The organism is Streptomyces sp. NPDC004031, assembly GCF_053604375.1.
Window position 1 is genome coordinate 34,379 of record NZ_JBSGHL010000053.1, and the last position, 15,943, is coordinate 50,321.

17 protein-coding genes are annotated in these 15,943 nt (G+C 74.6%); 11 read left to right on the forward strand and 6 right to left on the reverse strand.

Annotated elements, in window-relative coordinates:
* Window positions 1-196: 196 nt before the first annotated feature.
* Entirely contained in the window at window positions 197-952 is a 756-nt protein-coding gene (locus ACWERV_RS28070) for a decaprenylphospho-beta-D-erythro-pentofuranosid-2-ulose 2-reductase (protein ID WP_452938185.1), read from the reverse strand.
* Window positions 953-999: 47 nt separating this feature from the next.
* Window positions 1,000-2,370 carry an FAD-binding protein gene (locus ACWERV_RS28075; RefSeq protein ID WP_452938188.1) on the reverse strand — a complete coding sequence of 457 codons (1,371 nt, stop codon included), beginning with the start codon at window positions 2,368-2,370 and terminating at the stop codon, window positions 1,000-1,002.
* A 534-nt stretch (window positions 2,371-2,904) separates the two neighbouring features.
* Here ACWERV_RS28075 and ACWERV_RS28080 point away from each other — a divergent pair.
* The 5 genes from ACWERV_RS28080 to ACWERV_RS28100 all read left to right on the forward strand — a co-directional run bounded on the left by ACWERV_RS28080 (window position 2,905) and on the right by ACWERV_RS28100 (window position 6,689).
* Window positions 2,905-3,489: a phosphatase PAP2 family protein gene (locus ACWERV_RS28080; protein ID WP_452938233.1), complete on the forward strand. Its 585-nt coding sequence runs from the start codon at window positions 2,905-2,907 to the stop codon at window positions 3,487-3,489.
* Between the two features lie 58 nt (window positions 3,490-3,547).
* On the forward strand, window positions 3,548-4,450 hold the full coding sequence (locus ACWERV_RS28085; protein WP_398185840.1) for a decaprenyl-phosphate phosphoribosyltransferase: 903 nt from the start codon (window positions 3,548-3,550) through the stop codon (window positions 4,448-4,450).
* A gap of 221 nt (window positions 4,451-4,671) precedes the next feature.
* A complete protein-coding gene (locus ACWERV_RS28090; protein ID WP_398185843.1) occupies window positions 4,672-5,154 on the forward strand; it encodes a GtrA family protein in 483 nt (160 codons plus the stop codon).
* Window positions 5,142-6,131 (forward strand): YihY/virulence factor BrkB family protein, encoded by a 990-nt coding sequence (locus tag ACWERV_RS28095; protein WP_452938190.1) that lies wholly within the window; start codon window positions 5,142-5,144, stop codon window positions 6,129-6,131. Before ACWERV_RS28090 ends, ACWERV_RS28095 begins: the two co-directional genes overlap by 13 nt.
* Before the next feature lie 87 nt (window positions 6,132-6,218).
* Window positions 6,219-6,689, forward strand: a complete 471-nt coding sequence (locus ACWERV_RS28100) for a GNAT family N-acetyltransferase (RefSeq protein ID WP_398185038.1) — start codon at window positions 6,219-6,221, stop codon at window positions 6,687-6,689.
* Between the two features lie 24 nt (window positions 6,690-6,713).
* Here ACWERV_RS28100 and ACWERV_RS28105 read toward each other — a convergent pair whose 3' ends face one another.
* Complete coding sequence (locus tag ACWERV_RS28105) at window positions 6,714-8,096, reverse strand: D-alanyl-D-alanine carboxypeptidase family protein (protein WP_452938194.1); 1,383 nt, start codon at window positions 8,094-8,096, stop codon at window positions 6,714-6,716.
* Window positions 8,097-8,201: 105 nt separating this feature from the next.
* Here ACWERV_RS28105 and ACWERV_RS28110 point away from each other — a divergent pair, with 105 nt between their 5' ends.
* Both ACWERV_RS28110 and ACWERV_RS28115 read left to right on the forward strand, forming a co-directional pair.
* Complete coding sequence (locus ACWERV_RS28110; RefSeq protein WP_398185043.1) at window positions 8,202-8,528, forward strand: SCO4848 family membrane protein; 327 nt, start codon at window positions 8,202-8,204, stop codon at window positions 8,526-8,528.
* Between the two features lie 122 nt (window positions 8,529-8,650).
* Entirely contained in the window at window positions 8,651-9,739 is a 1,089-nt protein-coding gene (locus tag ACWERV_RS28115; RefSeq protein WP_452938197.1) for a hypothetical protein, read from the forward strand.
* Window positions 9,740-9,741: 2 nt separating this feature from the next.
* On the opposite strand, the gene ACWERV_RS28120 is transcribed toward ACWERV_RS28115, so the two are convergent.
* The gene (locus ACWERV_RS28120; RefSeq protein WP_452938199.1) at window positions 9,742-10,338 is read right to left on the reverse strand and encodes a GNAT family N-acetyltransferase; all 597 of its coding nucleotides are present in this window, start codon (window positions 10,336-10,338) and stop codon (window positions 9,742-9,744) included.
* 97 nt (window positions 10,339-10,435) lie between these two features.
* Here ACWERV_RS28120 and ACWERV_RS28125 point away from each other — a divergent pair, with 97 nt between their 5' ends.
* From ACWERV_RS28125 to ACWERV_RS28140, 4 genes are all read left to right on the forward strand, one after another.
* On the forward strand, window positions 10,436-10,954 hold the full coding sequence (locus ACWERV_RS28125) for a GNAT family N-acetyltransferase (protein WP_398185053.1): 519 nt from the start codon (window positions 10,436-10,438) through the stop codon (window positions 10,952-10,954).
* Between the two features lie 363 nt (window positions 10,955-11,317).
* Window positions 11,318-11,710 (forward strand): N-acetyltransferase family protein, encoded by a 393-nt coding sequence (locus tag ACWERV_RS28130; protein ID WP_452938238.1) that lies wholly within the window; start codon window positions 11,318-11,320, stop codon window positions 11,708-11,710.
* A 3-nt stretch (window positions 11,711-11,713) separates the two neighbouring features.
* A complete protein-coding gene (locus ACWERV_RS28135) occupies window positions 11,714-12,523 on the forward strand; it encodes a class I SAM-dependent methyltransferase (RefSeq protein ID WP_398185846.1) in 810 nt (269 codons plus the stop codon).
* A gap of 310 nt (window positions 12,524-12,833) precedes the next feature.
* Window positions 12,834-13,295 (forward strand): lamin tail domain-containing protein, encoded by a 462-nt coding sequence (locus ACWERV_RS28140; RefSeq protein WP_398185059.1) that lies wholly within the window; start codon window positions 12,834-12,836, stop codon window positions 13,293-13,295.
* A 54-nt stretch (window positions 13,296-13,349) separates the two neighbouring features.
* Here the strand turns inward: ACWERV_RS28140 and ACWERV_RS28145 are convergent, their stop codons facing one another.
* Window positions 13,350-14,357, reverse strand: coding sequence for a LacI family DNA-binding transcriptional regulator (locus tag ACWERV_RS28145; protein ID WP_452938202.1), 1,008 nt, complete (start codon window positions 14,355-14,357; stop codon window positions 13,350-13,352).
* Window positions 14,358-14,361: 4 nt separating this feature from the next.
* A complete protein-coding gene (locus tag ACWERV_RS28150) occupies window positions 14,362-15,906 on the reverse strand; it encodes an alpha-N-arabinofuranosidase (protein ID WP_452938204.1) in 1,545 nt (514 codons plus the stop codon).
* Window positions 15,907-15,943: the final 37 nt, after the last annotated feature.

Consider the following 15,943-nt stretch of genomic DNA (forward strand, 5'->3'; position numbering starts at 1 on the left):
CCGAGCGGCGCCCGGCGATTTCCGGAATAGCGAATACGCCGAAGCCCGGCCGCACCGAAATTACGGAATGGCCGGAACACAAACAGCCACCATCCTCGCGGTGCTGACGGTCCGTCGGCACGGCGAATTCAGGCCATTCCTGGCCGGTTCCCGACGGTGCGAAATACCGGCAATTCCGGAAAGAGGGGAGGCGTTCTCAGACGGGCAGCCGCCGGAAGAGCGGACGCGGCAGGTGGCGGACGGCCGTCATGACCGCGCGCAGCGCGCCCGGGACCCAGATCGTCGTGCTGCGGCGGCGCAGACCCGTCTCGATCGCGGCGGCCACCGCCTCCGGGGTGGTGGCGAGCGGGGCGGGCGGCAGTCCCGCGGTCATCCGGGTGTGGACGTAGCCGGGCCGGACGGCCATCACGTGCACGCCCGAGCCGTGCATGGCGTCGGCCAGGCCCTGGCAGAAGGCGTCCAGGCCCGCCTTGCTGCTGCCGTAGATGAAGTTGACGCGGCGGGCGCGCTCGCCCGCGACGGAGGAGAGCACGACGAGCGAGCCGTGGCCCTGCGCCTGGAGCGCGGCGGCGCTCACCAGCGCGGCGGAGATCGCGCCGGTGTAGTTGACCTGCGCGACATGGACGGCCGCGAGCGGCTCCTGCTCGTCGCGCGCCTGGTCGCCGAGCACACCGAAGGCGAGCAGCACCATGTCGATGTCGCCCTCGGCGAAGACCTTGCCGAGCGTGACCTCGTGCGAGGCCGGGTCGAGCGCCTCGAACTCCACCGTCGTGACGTCCGCGCCGAGCGCGCGCAGCGACTGCGCCGCCGCCTCCAGCTGCTCGGACGGGCGCCCGGCGAGGAAGACCGTGCGGGTACGGCGGGCGATCAGCCGGCGCGCGGTGGCCAGGCCGATCTCCGACGTGCCGCCCAGCACCAGCAGCGACTGCGGGGCACCGAAGGCGTCCTTCATGGCTTCTCCCTGGGAGCGGTGGATGCTCAAGACGGTGGGTCCCGGCCTCATACGCCCAGCCGGCGGGCGAGGTCGGAGGTGATGGCGCGGCGCGGGTCGACGCGGGCCCGCAGCTCGCGGAAGTCGTCGAGCCGCGGATACATGCGGGCCAGGACGTCGGGGCGCAGCCGGGCGTCCTTGGCGAGGTAGACCCGGCCGCCGGCCGCGGCGACCTCGTCGTCCAGCTCGTCGAGGAAGGCGGGCAGGCCCGGCAGGTCGGCCGGGATGTCCAGGGCCAGCGTCCAGCCGGGCACGGGGAAGGACAGCCACCCCGGATCGGCCTCGCCGAAGCGCTTGAGGACGGCGAGGAAGGACGGGCAGCGGCGCGAGGCGATCCGCCGCACGATCCGGCGCAGCGCCTCCTCCTCGCCGTACCCCACGACGAACTGGTACTGGACGAAGCCGCCGGGCCCGTACACCCGGTTCCACTCCGGCAGGCCGTCCAGCGGGTGGAAGAAGGCGGAGAGCTTCTGGATCCGGCCGCGCTGCTCGCGCGGCGCCCTGCGGTACCAGAACGCGTTGAACAGGCCGACGCTGCGGCGGCCGAGCAGCCCGCCGGGGGTGAAGCGCGGGGCGGCGGGCAGCCGGGTGGCGGGGCGGAAGGCCAGCGGGTCGGCGCGCAGCCGGGGCGGCAGCGCCTCGGGCGGGGCGTGGTCGCCGCGGGTCAGGACGGCGCGGCCGGTGCGCGCGCCGCGGGCGAGCAGGTCGATCCAGGCGACGGAGTAGCGGTAGCGGTGGTCGTCCGCGGCCAGCCGCGCCATCAGGTCGTCGAGGTCGGCGGCGCGTTCGGTGTCGACGGTCATGAACGCCGTCCCGACCGGCAGCAGCTCGATCGTGGCGGCGAGGATCACCCCCGTCAGGCCCATGCCGCCCGCGGTCGCCCAGAACAGGTCGGGCTCGTCGTCGGGCGTGACGACCCGGGTCTCGCCGTCCCCGGTGAGCAGTTCCAGCGCGCGGACGTGGCGGGTGAAGGAGCCGGACAGATGGTGGTTCTTGCCGTGGATGTCCGCGCCGATCGCGCCGCCGACCGTCACGTACCGCGTGCCGGGGGTGACCGGCACGAACCAGCCCAGCGGCAGCAGCACCTGCATCAGGCGGTGCAGCGACACGCCCGCGTCGCACGTGACCAGGCCGCCGACCGCGTCGATCTCGTGGATACGGTCCAGGCCCGTCATGTCCAGGACCGCGCCGCCCGCGTTCTGCGCCGCGTCGCCGTACGCCCGGCCGAGCCCGCGGGCGATCGTGCCGCGCCCGCCGCACTCGCGCACGGCACGCACCGCCTCCTCGTACGACCCGGGGCGCAGCACCTGCGCGGAGGTGGGCGCGGTGCGGCCCCACCCGGTCACGGGGACGGCGTCGGCGGCGAAGGGTACGGGCATATCCATGACGGTATCGCCCGGAAGATACCAAAAGGGGGTTATGCACAGGCTTCTCACCGTAAAGGGCGAGTGGTCCGGCGTGAGCGGCGGGCCCGCACGGTAATCACTCGGGGCTGGACGCACCGCGCGGCGACGAGTCGCCCGCCGCGGGCGGACGGCGCGCACGCCGGGCCCCGCACGCCCGCCGCGCGCGGACGGCCCCGCGGACCTCCTGCGGGACCGGGCCGGAAGCCGACACCCCCGGCCCACCCCCTGCGGAGGGAGAGACCGCCGATGCGCCCATCCGACTCCGCCGCACCCCGCGGCACCACCTCGATATCCGGCCCCGCCCCGGACCCCGAACCGGGAACGGGCGCGCTCCCGCCGACGACCGGGCCCCAGGAGGGCGCGGCCGCCGCGGCCACCCGGCAGCCCGAGCCGGTCACCGCCGCGCCGACCGCCCGCCCGGACGAACCGGACGCCCTCCCGCTCGCCACCGGGCGGCCGCAGCTCGCGCTCGTCTGGTCCGCGGGGCGGGACGCCCCCGCCGGACGCGTGCGGCGGGCGGTACGGCGGGTCGCGCGGGCCGACCGGCGGGCGCTGGTGGCGCTGCGGACCGGCGGGCGCGACCCGCGGGTCGCCGCCGCCGTACGGGTCCTCGGGCTCGCCGGGGAGCACGGCGCCCTCTGGCTCGCCGCGGGGGCGGCGGGCGCGGTCGCCGACCCGGAGCGGCGCGCCGCCTGGGCGCGGGCCACCGGCGTGGTGGCCGGGGCGCACCTCGCGAGCATGGGCGTCAAACGCGTCGTACGGCGCCCCCGCCCGCTGGTCGGCGAGGCGCCGCTGGTGCGGACCGCCGGACGGCACTCCTTCCCCAGCTCGCACGCCGCGAGTTCGGCCGCCGCGGCCGTCGCCTTCGGGACGCTGCTGCCCGGCACGGTCACCGTGCCCGCGCTCGCCACCGCCATATGCGTCTCCCGGCTGGTCGCCGGGGTGCACTACCCGAGCGACGTCGCGGGCGGTGCGCTGCTGGGCGCGGCCGCGGCGACGGCGGGCCGGGCGTGGGTCGCCGGGGGCGGCCTGCGCGTTCCGGAGGCCCTGCGTGACGCGGCCCGCGGGCGAGGGGGTGGGGGGCGTGGGTGAGCCGTCCGCCGTGCTGGTCGAGGAGACCGCGGGGGGCGCCGGGGTCGCCGGGCTCGGGGTGGGGCGGGTGCCGGGCGGGGTGCCCGCGGGGCTGGTGCGGACCGCCCGGCCCCGGCAGTGGGTCAAGAACGGGCTGGTGCTGGCCGCGCCCTTCGCCGCCGGGCGGCTGCTGAGCGCGGGCGAGTGCGTCCAGCTCGGCATCGTCCTGGTGCTGTTCACCGCGTGCGCGTCCGCCGTCTATCTGATCAACGACGCCCGGGACGCCGAGGCCGACCGGGCCCACCCGGTCAAGCGCCGCCGCCCGGTGGCGTGCGGGCAGGTGCCGGTCGGCGTCGCCTATGCCGCGGGCGGCGCGCTCGCCGTGGCCGCGCCCGTGACCGCGGCCCTCACCTGCAACGTCGACACCGCCGGACTGCTCGCGGGCTATGTGCTGATGCAGCTGGCGTACTGCGTGCGGCTCAAGCACATCCTCGTCGTCGACCTGGTGGTCGTCACCACCGGATTCCTGATGCGCGCCATGGCCGGCGGCATCGCCCTCGGCATCGGGCTGTCGCGCTGGTTCCTGATCACCTCCGGCTTCTGCGCCCTCTTCGTCGTCGCGGCCAAGCGGTATTCGGAGCTGGTGCTGATGTCGGGCCGGGACGGCGACGTGACGGCCTCCCGCGCGCTGCTCGGCGCCTACACCACGGGCTATCTGCGCTTCGTGTGGCAGCTCGCGGCGGGCGTCGCGGTGCTGGCCTACTGCCTGTGGGCGATGGAGACGGGGGCGCGCCCCTCGGGGCTGCTGCCCTGGCGCCAGCTGTCCATGGTGCCGTTCATCCTCTCGGTGCTGCGCTACGCCGTCTTCGCCGACGCCGGTTCGGCCGGGGCGCCCGAGGACGTGCTGCTGCGCGACCGCGCCCTGGTGGTGATCGGACTGGCATGGGGGGCGCTGTACGTGCTCGCCGCGGTCAACAGGTGAGCGGGCGCGGCGCACCGCCCCGGCGCACCCCGCGCCGTCCGCCGCGTATCGCCACGCGGCGGGCGCACCGCGCGCTGCGGGGCTTCCGGCGCGGTCTCCCCCGGGCGCTGCCCCGTACGCTGCCGGGTCTGCGGCGTACCGCCGCCGAATTCCGGCCCCGGCACATACCGCCGCGCGACTCCCGCCGCCGCCCGCCCCGCCCGGCCGGGAGAATCGCGGCGCTGCTTCCGGCGCGCATACGTGCCGTACTCCCGGAGGTCGCCGGATTCGCCCTGGCCGGGGGCGCCGCCTATGCCGCGGACCTCGCCCTTTTCATCTGGCTGCGCGGGCACGCCGGGCTCGGGCCGCTCTCCGCCAAGGCGCTGTCCTTTCTGGCCGGATGCGGGGTGGCGTACAACGGCAACGCCCTGGGCACATACCGGCGCCGGGTCGCGGCGACACCGCGGGTGCGCCGCTACGGGGTCTTCTTCGCCGTCAACGCGGCGGGCGCGGGCGTGCAACTGCTGTGCCTGGCCGTGTCGCACTACGTGCTGGGCCTCACCAGCGCGCGGGCCGACGTCGTGTCAGGCGGGGTCGTCGGCATGGTGCTGGCGACCGCGCTGCGCTTCTGGGGCACCCGCACGCTGGTCTTCCGTTCCGCCACCCGGCGCAGTCGCGGCGTGCGGCGGGCCGACGAGGGTAGCCGACCCACATGGACTGGCTGACCCGTATCCCGTGGATCGGTCCGCGGCTCGGGCCGTGGTACGACCGCCGTATCAAGCCGCGCGTGGAACGTGCGATGCGGACCCACGCCTACCGGGCCTTCGACCACCTCCAGGACGTGCACTGGACGCGGCTGGCGGCCGCGATGACCTTCACGAGCTTCCTGGCGCTCTTCCCGCTCATCACCGTCGCGGCCGCGGTGGGCGCGGCCCTGCTGTCGCAGGGCCAGCTGAGCCGGCTGGAGAACAAGCTCGTCGACCAGATCCCCGGCATCGCCGACCAGATCGACATCCACGGCCTGGTCGCCAACGCCGGCACGGTCGGCCTCATCGCGTCCGGCGCGCTGCTCTTCACCGGTATCGGCTGGGTCAGCTCGCTGCGCGACTGCCTGCGCGCGGTGTGGCACAAGGACGACGTACACCCGAACCCGGTGAAGGCCAAGCTCACCGACGGGGTGATCCTGGTGGGGCTCGGCGTCGCCGTACTCGTCTCGCTCGGCGCGTCCGGCTTCGCGACGGCCGCGGTCAACTGGTCCGCCGACCACATCGGACTGTCGGAGCACGGCGCCGGGCGCATCGCGCTGACCGTCGTCGGCTATCTGCTGGCGGTGGTCGCCGACTTCCTCATCCTGGTCTACCTGCTCACCTTCACCCCCGGCGTGGACCCGCCCCGGCAGGCCGTGGTGGTGGCCGCGACGATCGGGGCGGCCGGTCTGGAGATCCTCAAGGTCGCCCTCAGCGGCTACCTCCAGCGCGTCGCCGGGCGCAACATCTACGGGGCCTTCGGCACACCCATCGCGCTGCTGCTGTGGTTCAACTTCATGGCCAAGCTGCTGCTGTTCTGCGCCGCCTGGACCGCCACCCCGCGCTACCCGCCCGACCCGCTGGGCCCGCACCCGGCGCTGCCCGAGGAGGGCGGCGGGGCCACCCGCTGGAAGCCGCAGCTGCCCCCGCGGGAGGGGCACGAGATCAGCCCGTAACAAACGGAGGGGAGAATTCAGGCAACCGCCCGCCACCCGGGGCGGTCCGCCCGCACCACGCGCCAGCAGAGAAAAGACCCGTACCGCATGCACATCGCGACCGACGACCTCTCGGGCCCCGAGATAGCCGACTTCCTCCACGAGCACCTGGCGCACATGCGCTCGCTCTCACCGCCCGAGAGCACCCACGCCCTCGACCTCGACGCCCTGCGCGCGCCCGGCGTCACCTTCTGGTCGGTACGGGAGGGCGACGACGGCACCGGGCCCGTCGTCGGCTGCGGCGCCCTCAAGGCGCTCGACGCGCGGCACGCCGAGCTGAAGTCGATGCGCACCCGGCCCGCGCGGCAGCGCGGCGGCATCGCGTCGCTGCTGCTCACGCACATCCTCGACGAGGCCGCCGCGCGGGGCTTCACCCGGCTGAGCCTGGAGACGGGCAGCGACGAGCCGTTCCTGCCCGCCCGCCGCCTCTACGCCAAGTTCGGCTTCACCGAATGCCCGCCCTTCGGCGACTACCGGCCCGACCCGTACAGCACCTTCATGACGCGCGAGCTGGGCTGACGGTCCTCCCCGGCGGTGCGGGGCTCAGCGTCTGCGGTGGCCGCGGCGCCGCCCGCCGCCCGAGCCGCGCGGCCCGCCCGAGCCGGTGCCGGACCCGAGGCCGGATCCGATGCCGGACCCGGACGCCTCGCCCGGCAGCGGGCGCCGGCGGCGGATGACGGCCACGACGGAACCGAGCACCACGACCGTGCCGAGCGCTATCCCCGCGGCCGTCCAGACGCCGCCGCCGGAGGACGAGGTCGCGCTCGCCGAGGCGTCCACGTGCTTGCCCGGCGCCTTCGCGGCCGCGCTCGCCGAGGCCTCCTGCGACGCCCTGACCTGGCTCAGCGGCGGCACCAGCGTGCCGACAGGCTTGGCGGTGGTGCCCGCCTTGAAGCCCCAGTCCAGCAGCGAGGCGGCCTCGCGGTAGACGTTGTTGTGACCGGGCGCCGGGTTCATGACCGTGACCAGCAGCGTCCGCCCGTCGCGCTGGGCGACACCGGTGTAGGTGGCGCCCGCGTTCGTGGTGTTGCCGTTCTTCACACCGGCGATGCCCGGGTAGCGCTTCAGGTCGTAGTCGCCGCTGAGCAGGCGGTCGGTGTTCTGGATCTGGAAGGACCCGCGGACCTTCTTGCCGGTCTTCTTGTCCTTCGTGAAGTCGCCGGGGAACTGCGCGACGACGGTCGAGCAGTAGGCGCGGAAGTCCGCGTTCAGCAGGCCCTGACGGGCGAAGAGCGTGAGGTCGTACGCGCTGCTGTGCTGGCCCGGCTCGTCGTAGCCGTCCGGCGTGACGACGTTGGTGTCGCCCGCCTGCAGCTCCTTGGCCATGGCGTTCATGTCGGCCACCGTCTTGGGCACGCCGCCGTTCATCGCGGCGAGCACGTGCACGGCGTCGTTGCCCGAGCGCAGGAAGACCCCGAGCCACAGGTCCTTGACCGTGTACGGGTGGTTCTCCTGTATGCCGACCAGGCTGCTGCCCTCGCCCATGCCCTTGAGGTCGCTCGCGGCGACGACATGCGTCTGCGTCTGCGGGAACTTCGGCAGCACCGTGTCCGCGAAGAGCATCTTCAGGGTGCTGGCCGGGGCCAGCTGCCAGTGCGCGTTGTGCTCCGCGAGGATGTCGCCGGTCTCGGCGTCCGCGACCAGCCACGAGCGGGCGGTCAGCTTCGCGGGCAGCGCCGGGGCGCCGCCCGACAGGTCCACCTGTGTGCCGGGCACCCCCAGCCGGTCGCCGCCGGTCGTCGACATCTGCGCCGGCGGCTGCGGGACCTTGGGCGCGCGGGCGGGCGCGGCGCCGGCCGTCCCCGCGCAGACGGTGCCGCCCAGCAGCAGGGCGGCGGTGAGGCTCGCGAGGGCCCCCGCAGCTCGGCGGCGCCGGGCGGGGCGCGGCCTCGCGGGGCGGTCAGGTGCGGTGAGAGACGTCAGCACCCGCCCGAACGTACAGGGCGAAGATGTCCGCGCGCCCCTCAGGTCCCGGACTGCCCCCCTCCCCCGCCGCACACCACGTGGGGCGGGCGGCACATACTGGGACGTATGAAGCTCAGTCGCCCGGTCTCCTGGTTCCTCGCCGCCTTCGGGGTCTGGTCCTGGATCGTCTGGACCACCTTTGTCAAGAATTTGTGGAAGGACACCAGCGGCCTGGCCTTCCACGACGGCGACCACTCGTCGCCGACGGCCTACTTCTGGATCCACCTCACCCTGGCCGTGGTCTCCACCGTCCTCGGCACCGCGATCGGCGTGCTCGGCATCCGCGGCCTGCGCGCGCTGCGCCGCGAGCAGCGCCCGAGCGCGGACGAGCCGCTGCCCGCGGCCCGGACCGGCCAGGAACAGACGCCGGAACTCGGGCTGCGGCAGCGGTGACCGCCGCCCCGCCCGGCGGGATCACGGGGACGTCACGTCTTCCCGGGGGCCGGGGGGCTCGCGGGCCCGCCGTGGCACGCTGATCCGCGAGGGGCCGGGGGGACGGCGGAGGGGGACCGCACATGACACACCGGACGGCGCTGCGCGGGCGGTGCGCCGCCGCGGCCGCGGCCGGGCTGCTCGCCCTGACCGCGTGCGGCGGGCACTCCGGACCCGCGGGACCGCCGAAGGCCGGACAGGCGCGCGTGCTCGCACGCACGGCCGCCGACGGGGACATCGGCCCGGAGGACTCCGGCGCCACGCGCGGTGTGGCCGTGGCCGCGGACGGCACGGTCTACGTCGACACCGGCGAGCGGCTGGTCCGGCTCGGCAAGGACGGCCCGTGGACCGACGCCTCGGGGCAGCAGGCGGGCCGCCCGTGGCACCAGGACCGCGGGATGAGCGGGCTGGTCCTCCGCGGCGACGGCACCATGCTCGCGGGTGAGGACGGCCAGCTGGTGGCCGTCGCCCCGGACGACGGCCGGATCACGGTACTGGCGGGCACCGCGGGCACCTTCCGCTCCCTCACCGCGCCGGTGCCGGAGAGCGCGACCGCGGCGGGCTTCCGCTTCACCCGCGAGGTGACACCGCTGGCGGTGCAGCAGGACGGCACGGTCGTCGTCGCGGACGGCACCGCCGTGTGGGCGCTCAGCGGCGGGCGGCTGACGCGGCGCTTCCGGCAGGCCGCCGTAAAGCCCGCGGCCGATCACCTGCCCGCCTTCGAGGGGCAGATGTCGGCCGCCGGGCCCGACGGCACCGCCTTCCTGGTCCCCTACGGCAGCACGGTCTCGCTCGCGGACGTCGTCGTCGTGCCCGGCGGCGGGCAGCCGCCGCACCGGCTCGCCGTCCCGGACCGGCCCGCGGGCACGGACGTGCCGACGTCCGACCTGGAACCGGCGTCCCTCGCGTCCGACGGGTCCGGCGGCGTCTACGCGCTCGCCTTCCGGCGCCAGGGGCACGGCGACTACGTCGTCCACGTCCACGACGGCCGGATCGACGTCGTCGCGTCCAGCACCACGTCGGCCGTCTCCGACACCTGCGACGTCCACAAGGACGTGCCCGCGCGCGGCTTCCCCTGCTACTTCCCGGAGGGCATCGCCTACCGCGCGGGCCACGTCTACCTGGCCGGGCAGCGCTCCTACGTCCTGGACATCGCGGTGGCCGCGGCCTGAGGTCAGCCCGCGTGCGCCGCCAGCCGGGAGGTGAGGGCGGACTTCGCGGCCGGCCACTCGTCCGCCAGGATCGAGAAGTAGACGGTGTCGCGCCAGGTGCCGTCCGGGCGGCGGCGGTGGCGGCGCAGGACGCCCTCGCGCTGCGCGCCCAGCCGCGCGATGGCCGCCTGGGAGCGGAGGTTGAGGTGGTCGGTCTTGAGCTGGACGCGGCCCATGCCGAGTTCCTCGAAGGCGTGCGTCAGCAGCAGGAGCTTGGCCTCGGTGTTGACGGAGCTGCGCCAGTACGCGCGGCCGTACCACGTCCAGCCGATCTCCAGGCGCTCGTTGGGGACGTCCACGTCCATGTACGTCGTCCAGCCGACCGCCCGGTCCGACGGCACGTGCACGACGGCGAAAGGCACGTACGGCCCCTCCAGGACGATCCGCAGGCGCTGCGCCAACTCCTCCTCGGTGCGCGGGGCGGGACCGCCCTGCCAGCGCCACAGCTCCTCGTCACCGCCGCCCGCGGCGAACAGGTCGGGCAGGTGGGCGGGCGTGAGCGGTTCGAGCCGGACGGTGCGGCCGGTGAGGATCACGGGCCCGGGGTACGTGGCGGTCATGAGCAGGACACTAGGCACACCCCGACGCGCCGGGCAAAACGGTTCGGCGTTCACGGAGCGTGTAGTGTCGCTGCTCATCCGCCGGAAGGAGGCCTTCTTGCTGTCCCAGGACCTGGTGCCGCTGCCCACCGCGCGGCTCGCCTTCCGCCAGATGACCGAGAACGACCTCGACGCCATGGCCGCGCTGCTCGGGGACCCCGACGTCATGCGGTACTACCCGCGGCCCAAGTCGCGGGAGGAGGCGGCCGACTGGATCGCGTGGAACCGCCGCCTGTACCGCGAGGCGGGACACGGACTGTGGATCGTCACCCTGCGTGACACCGGCGAGTTCGTCGGCGACTGCGGCCTCACCCCGCAACTCATCGAGGACGTCACCGAGATCGAGGTCGGCTACCACGTCCGCGCCGCCCTCCAGGGCCACGGCTACGCCACGGAAGCGGCTGCCGCCTGCCGTGACTTCGCGCGGGACGTACTCGACGCGAAGCGACTCGTCGCGATCATCCGCCCGGAGAACCTCCCCTCCCAGCGGGTGGCCGAGAAGATCGGCCTCCCCTTCGAACGCACCGCCATCTCCCGCTCCGACCTACCGGTCTACCTCCACGCAGCCGACCTCTGACGGAACCGCCGGCCTCCGCAGACGGGGTGAGCGCTTTTCAGGCGCGCTGAGCGAGCGTTTTAAGGGCGCCCGGCTCCCCGCGAGGGCGAGCGTTTTTCAGGCGCGCTGGGTGAGCGTTTTTCAGGGGCGCGGGGAACTGCGCGACCAGCCACGACGGCGAGAAGGCCGCGCAAAGCACCCCCGGTGGCACCCCGGAGCGCACGTCCCCCCGCGACGAAAAGCGGCACCCGGCGGAAATCCGGTGGAGCCGCACAGGGCGGCAAGAGTAGCGTCGCGCGCGTGGGGGACACGGGCGAGGCGAGCAGCAGGGTCAGGATCCGGACGGCGGCGGCCGAGGACGCCGACGTCATCGCACGGGTGCACATGGACTCGCGGGCCGCCGCGATGCCCTACCTGCCCCCGCAGAAGCGGACGCACGACCAAGTGGCCCGGTGGATCCGGGAGATCGTGCTCAGGGACTGCCGGGTGTGGGTCGCGGAGCGCCCCGGCGGGGAGGTCGTGGGGTACGCGGCCCTCGAAGGGGATCTGCTCGACGCGCTCTACCTGCGTCCCGAGGCGCGCCGCCAGGGCGTCGGGACGCTGCTGCTGGACGTCGTCCGGCAGCACAGCCCCGACGGCCTGTCCCTGCACGTCTTCCAGCAGAACACCGAGGCGCGGGCCTTCTACGCGCGGCACGGCTTCACGGTGCTGGACACGAACGACGGGGAGCGCAACATGGAGAACCTCCCCGACATGACGCTGCGCTGGACCCCGTAAGTGGTGCGCGACGACCGGCCCGCCGAGGACCGGCGGGTCCGGCTCGCCCGGACCTTCGACGAGGACGCCGAACGCTACGACCGGGCTCGCCCCGGCTATCCGGAGCGCCTGTACGGGGATCTCGCGCGGCTGGCCGGGGCGGTGCCCGGCAGCCGGGTGCTGGAGGTGGGGTGCGGGACGGGGCAGGCGACCGTGCCGCTGGCGGCGCGCGGGTGCCGGGTGACGGCGGTGGAGGCGGGGCCGCGGATGGCGGCGGTGGCCCGGCGCAGGCTGGGCGCGGACACCGAGGTCGTGACGGCGGTGTTCGAGGCGTGGGAGCTGCCCGCGCAGCCGTACGACACGGTGCTCGCCGCGACGGCCTTCCACTGGATCGACCCGGCGGTGCGGGTCGCCAAGGCCGCGGACGCGCTGCGGCCGGGCGGGGCGCTCGCCGTCGTCCGCACGCAGCACGTGCGGGGCGGCACCGAGGACTTCTTCGCCGAGGCGCAGGCGTGCTACGAGCGGTTCGACCCGGCCACCGAGCCGGGCCTGCGCCCGCCCGCGGCGGCCGATGTGGACGGTTCGGACCACGCCGTGGAGGTCGCCCGCAGCCGCCGCTTCGGGCCGACGCTCTTCCGCCGCTACGAGCGCGATCTGACGTACACCACGGCCGAGTACCTGGACCTGCTGCTGACCTACTCCGGTCACCGCGCCCTCCCCGGGCCCGCCCGCGACGGCCTGCTGGGCTGCCTGGGCACGCTCATCGACGGGCGGTACGGGGGCCGGGTGACGAAGCGTTATCTCACCGAGCTGGCCGTCTCCCACCGCCGCTGAGGCGTTACGTGCGCGGGTCCCGGCGGGGCCGCCGTCCGGGCGGGCGTTCGGGGTGGCCCGCGGGGTGGCGGACCGCTGCCGCCGGGCGCCGCACGCCCGCCGTACCCGGGCTTACGCGGACCGTACGAACGACACACCGAACCGGTGGTTTCATGCGCCACGCAGCCGACGATTACGGAATTGTCCGGAATCGGTAACACGGTGCCGCCCTGCGTGCCGCCGCCGGGGTGCCGGGGCGACCGTGTGCTCATCCGGCGCGGCCATCCCGCGCCGGGCCACGAAGAACGGCACCAACACGAAAGGGGACCCCGTGTCCCGTATCGCATCCCGCCTGGCCGCGACCGTGCTCGCGGCCGGCGCGCTCGTCACCGCCGTCGCACTCCCGGCGTCCGCCGCGCCCGACCGGCACGGACGGCACCAGCAGATGGGCGCCCAGGTCGCCCTCGGCAGCGTCCACCACACGCGTGACGCGCGCTCGGCCCGCGGGCTGAACGACGAGTGGATCACGGTCACCAACGAGGGCCGCCGCGCCGTCAGCCTCGACCGCTGGACGCTCACCGACTCCGACCACCACGTCTACCGCTTCGGCCGTGTCACGCTGCGCGCGCACGAGTCGGTGCGGGTCCACAGCGGCCGCGGGCGCGACACCTCCCGCGACCTCTACCAGGGCGGCAACCGCTCGCTGTGGGAGCGCGGCGGCGACCGCGCGACCCTGCGCGACGCCCGCGGGCACGTCGTGGACACCGAGTCGTGGGGCCACAGCCACCGCTGAACGCCCCTGACGTGAAGGGTGCCCCGCCGGCGATCCCGGCGGGGCACCGCCGTGTCACCCCCCGGTGGACTCCCTGACGACCAGCGAGAACGGCCCCACGACCTCCCGCGGCGGCGCCCCGGCCCCGTCCGCCTCCAGTCGGCGGACCAGCAGTTCCACGGTGGTGCGGGCCATCGCGTCGTGGTCCGGGTCCACCGTCGTCAGGGACGGGACGAGGAAGGCCGCCTCGTCGATGTCGTCGAAGCCGACGACCTTGACGTCCTCCGGCACCCGCACCCCGCGGTCGGCGAACCCGCGCAGCACCCCCATCGCGACGGTGTCCGTCACGCAGAAGACCCCGTCCGCGCCCGCCGCCGAGTCGGCCAGCTCCCGCGCGCAGGCGGCGCCCGCCGCCATCGTCAGCTCGGGCGCGGTGCGCACCAGGGCGGGGTCGGCGGGCAGGCCCGCGTCCGCGAGGGCCTGCCGGTAACCGGCCAGCCGCAGCGCGGACACCCCCGGCCCGGGGCCGACCGGCCCGCACACGACGGCGATGCGGCGGCAGCCCCGCGCGGCCAGGTGGGCGGTCGCGGCACGCGCGGCCTCCGCGTTGGGCATGGCCACGTGGTCGACGGGCCCGCCGAAGACCCGCTCGCCGAGCAGCACCACCGGGTGGTCGACCTTCAGCCACTCCGCGTCGGCCGCGCCCATGCCGACCGCGCTGAGGATCAGCCCGTCGTAGAGCCGGGTGCGGGACAGCTCCAGGGCCGCGACCTCGTTCTCCCGCAGCGCGCCGGTCTGCTCGATGCCGACCCGCAGCCCGTGCCGCGCGGCGGCGGTGATGACGGCGGCGGCCAGCCGCCCGTAGTAGGGGCGGTTGATCTCCGGGACGGCCAGGCCGATCGTGCCGGTGCGGCCCTTGCGCAGATTGCGGGCGGCGACGTTGACCCGGTAGCCGAGCGCGGCCATCGCGTCGCGGACCTTCGCGGCGGTCGCGGGGCGGACGTGGGGGTGGCCGTTGATGACGTTGGAGACCGTCATCGGTGAGACTCCGGCCGCCTTCGCGACGTCCTGGATCGTCGCCATCGCGTCAGGCCGCCAGCGGTGCGCTGAGCGTGACGAAGGAGTGCGGGGGCAGTGTGAGGACGAGCCCGCGCCCGGTCACCGCGACGGCGTCGAAGGCGCGCGGCGCCACCGCGTCCGGCGCCGCGGGGGTGTTGTGCGCCTGCACCCGGTCCGCCGTCAGCAGCCGGGCGGTCGGCGTGCCGACGCCGCCGCCGCGCAGGTCGAGGGTGATCTCGGCGCTCTCCTCGGCGTCCAGGTTGCTGAGCGAGACCAGCAGCGTGCCGTCCTTGACGCTCGCGGACGCGGACAGCGTGTCCAGCTCGGTGTCCCCCACCGTGCGGCGGGCGTTGCCCGCGGTCGTGCGCAGGTGGACGGCGAGCGAGGCGGCGTCGTGGTGTCCCTTGTTCATCTCGAAGACATGGTAGGTCGGGGTGCGCACGAGCGTGTCGCCGTCCGTCAGCAGCATCGCCTGGAGGACGTTGACGGTCTGTGCGATGTTCGCCATGACCAGGCGGGCGGCGTGCCGGTGGAAGACGTCGAAGTGGGTGGCGGCGACCAGGGCGTCGCGCATCGTGTTCTGCTGGAACAGGAAGCCGGGGTTGGTGCCGGGCTCGACGTCCCACCACGTGCCCCACTCGTCGAGGACCAGGCCGACCGCGCGGCCCGGGTCGTAGACGTCCATGACCGCGCTGTGGCCGGTGAGGACGCGGTCGATGCGGCGGGCCGAGGCCATCGTGCGGTAGTAGTCGGCGGTGTCGAAGGCGGTCGCGCTGCCCTTCGCCTCCCACGGCCCGGCCAGGGTGTAGTGGTGGACGGAGACGCCCTGGAAGAAGGTGCGCGGGGTGGCCTCGCAGCCGAAGCAGCTGATCTGCTGCATGAGCGTCTCGGTCCACTTGAAGTCGTCGCCGTTGGCGCCGGACGCGACGCGGTAGAGGGTGTTGTCGCCGTGGTCGCGGCAGTAGGTGGCGTACTGCCGGGCGAGGTCGGCGGAGTACTCGGCGCGCATGTTGCCGCCGCAGCCCCAGGTCTCGTTGCCGATGCCCCAGAAGGGGACCTTCCACGGCTCGTCGCGCCCGTTGGCCTTGCGCATCCGCACCATGGGGCTGTCGCCGTCCCGCGTCAGGTACTCCACCCACTCGCTCATCTCCTGCACGGTGCCGCTGCCGACGTTGCCGTTGATGTACGGCTCGGCGCCCAGCAGCTCGCACAGGGCCATGAACTCGTGCGTGCCGAAGTGGTTGTTCTCCTCGACGTCGCCCCAGTGGGTGTTGACCATGCGCGGCCGCCCGTCGCGCGGCCCGACGCCGTCCTTCCAGTGGTACTCGTCGGCGAAGCAGCCCCCCGGCCAGCGCAGGTTGGGGATGTGCAGCGCGCGCAGCGCCTCGACGACGTCGAGCCGGATCCCGCCCTCGTGGGGGATGTCCGAGTCCTCGCCGACCCAGAAACCGCCGTAGACGCAGCGCCCCAGGTGCTCGGCGAAGTGCCCGTACAGGTGGCGGCTGATACGGGGGCCTTCGAGATCGAGGTTGATCACGGCGGTGGCGGCGGTGGCCGCTGAGGTGGCGGGCACGGTGGACTCCCGAGTTTGTATCGCTACATTGGATCGA

Coding starts and splice junctions, on each gene's coding strand:
- ACWERV_RS28070 (WP_452938185.1), bottom strand. CDS start 952: ATGAAGGACGCCTTCGGTGCCCCGCAGTCGCTGCTGGTGCTGGGCGGC.
- ACWERV_RS28075 (WP_452938188.1), bottom strand. CDS start 2,370: ATGCCCGTACCCTTCGCCGCCGACGCCGTCCCCGTGACCGGGTGGGGC.
- ACWERV_RS28095 (WP_452938190.1), top strand. CDS start 5,142: ATGGACTGGCTGACCCGTATCCCGTGGATCGGTCCGCGGCTCGGGCCG.
- ACWERV_RS28100 (WP_398185038.1), top strand. CDS start 6,219: ATGCACATCGCGACCGACGACCTCTCGGGCCCCGAGATAGCCGACTTC.
- ACWERV_RS28110 (WP_398185043.1), top strand. CDS start 8,202: ATGAAGCTCAGTCGCCCGGTCTCCTGGTTCCTCGCCGCCTTCGGGGTC.
- ACWERV_RS28115 (WP_452938197.1), top strand. CDS start 8,651: ATGACACACCGGACGGCGCTGCGCGGGCGGTGCGCCGCCGCGGCCGCG.
- ACWERV_RS28120 (WP_452938199.1), bottom strand. CDS start 10,338: ATGACCGCCACGTACCCCGGGCCCGTGATCCTCACCGGCCGCACCGTC.
- ACWERV_RS28130 (WP_452938238.1), top strand. CDS start 11,318: ATGGACTCGCGGGCCGCCGCGATGCCCTACCTGCCCCCGCAGAAGCGG.
- ACWERV_RS28145 (WP_452938202.1), bottom strand. CDS start 14,357: ATGGCGACGATCCAGGACGTCGCGAAGGCGGCCGGAGTCTCACCGATG.